The sequence below is a fragment of the Rhodococcus sp. (in: high G+C Gram-positive bacteria) genome (assembly GCF_049286785.1).
In the GTDB taxonomy this organism is placed as follows: domain Bacteria; phylum Actinomycetota; class Actinomycetes; order Mycobacteriales; family Mycobacteriaceae; genus Rhodococcus_F.
In genome coordinates, this window is the sequence record NZ_JBAQEO010000848.1 from 1 (window position 1) to 1,660 (window position 1,660).

The 1,660-nt window shown below is 67.5% G+C and carries 2 pseudogenes; both read right to left on the reverse strand.

The annotated features are described in order from the left end of the window. Positions 1 to 697 (reverse strand): annotated as a pseudogene (locus WAW17_RS30260) (endonuclease); the annotation flags it as partial. Further along, positions 694 to 1,660: pseudogene (locus WAW17_RS30265) on the reverse strand (ATP-binding protein); the annotation flags it as partial. The pseudogenes WAW17_RS30260 and WAW17_RS30265, both read right to left, overlap by 4 nt.

The window sequence follows — 1,660 nt, forward strand, 5'->3', positions numbered from 1 at the left end:
GTTCCATGTCGAGGCGACGTTGAGTTTGACTGCGCAGGATCTCGATGGTGCCCGTCAGCACGATGATCAACCGGTAACCCGCGTCGATCGACTTCGCCACCACACCACTGAAGTTCGCGGTCTTCCCGCTCTGCACATACCCGACGACGAGCCCCTTCGACTGATACGGCTCGGGCCGGGTCGGGTCGGCCAGACGCTGCACCACCTCGGTGGTGGCGACGTCGAGTGTGCCGATCGTCTCGGCGTCCCAGTTCTTGCTTTCGAGCACCCGACGGTAGGCACGCCAGTAGAAGTTGTACTCGTTCCGCCGCTCCGGGGTATACCACGGGGCCCAGGGCTGCGGCGCCGCGATGACCACCGGTCCCCCGTCCCGCGGATACGCCTCGTCGAGGGCGGCGTGGCCCTCGGCGGGGATGCCCAGCAGGTCATAGATCAGCGTTCGACGCTCGTTCGTGTTCGGCGCGGTGGATCCCAACCACGACGCCGCGCTCTCGGCGTCCCACTGGCGCAACCGTGCTCGCAGCGCCGTCCGGACCACGGTTGCGTCCTCGTCGACGAACACGTTCACGACGTCCTCGATCGTGAGCCCGTCCGGATAGCTCTTGCGCAGCCGCGCGTTGACGGGATGCAGCACGTCCTCGGGTGGGAAGCCGTCCCCGAGTTCGCGGGCTATCGCGGTGTAGACCTCGTCGCTCACGGTGTCACCCGTTCCTTCTCTGCGGTCATGGCGGAGAGCAGCACTTCCTGCCACGCCTGCATCTTGTCCTTCTGCCGGGCGCTGTGCCGGACGCCCTCGAACATCTCGCTCGTGAGCAGGAAGAGCAGCGACTTGAGCACGGCTGCGTCGGTGGGGTCGAGGCTGCGCCGGCCGAGAAGGTCGCGTCGGAAACGCGCGTTGAGCCACAGTGTCCGGGTCTCGAGATTGACCTCGAAGAATCTGTCCCGCGCCAGCGACCGCCACCCGATCGACACCGGATCGTCACCGACGGTGAATTCCAATGCATCGCTGAAGGAGTCGAGCACGTCCTCGGGCAGTCCCGACGCCGGTTCGACAACACTGATCGGCCGTGGCTGCCGCTTGCGGGCCGACCGCATCACTGCCTCGGCGTCGGCCAGATACGACTGGAAGGTGCCGTCGCCGTCGGCGAAGACAGCCTGGCCGAGGGCGGCCGACGCGCTCGCGTCGAGTGTCACCTCGGACTTCTCGGGATTGATGGTGAAGTGCCGCATCAATTCGGCGTCGAGGTCGATCGCGATTCGCGCGAGAGCGTAGTCGGGACGGCCCCGGACGACGCCGTTCCAGCCGCCGGCCTGCAGCAGCCGGTCGTGGCGATAGACGTACAGCCCCTGGTGCTCGCGGCCCGGGACGCCGTGCAGCCGGAACTCCGGCGCGCTGCTGCGGGCCGGCCACACGTGTGCCTGGGCGGTGGCCGACGACCCGTCGAGTGACAGCGTCAACGGCAGCGGGTACCGGATGTCACCGGGATACGGGTAGCGGAACGGATCGAGCGCATTGACCGTCCTCGGCGCCCCCGCCCGACCGGCCTCGGTGTCGAGGACGTCAACGGTGATGGCGACGCGTCCGGCGTCGATCAGGCGGTGGAACACGACGCCGAGATGACTGCGCACGTCGTTGATGGTCTGCTCGAGCCAGCTGATC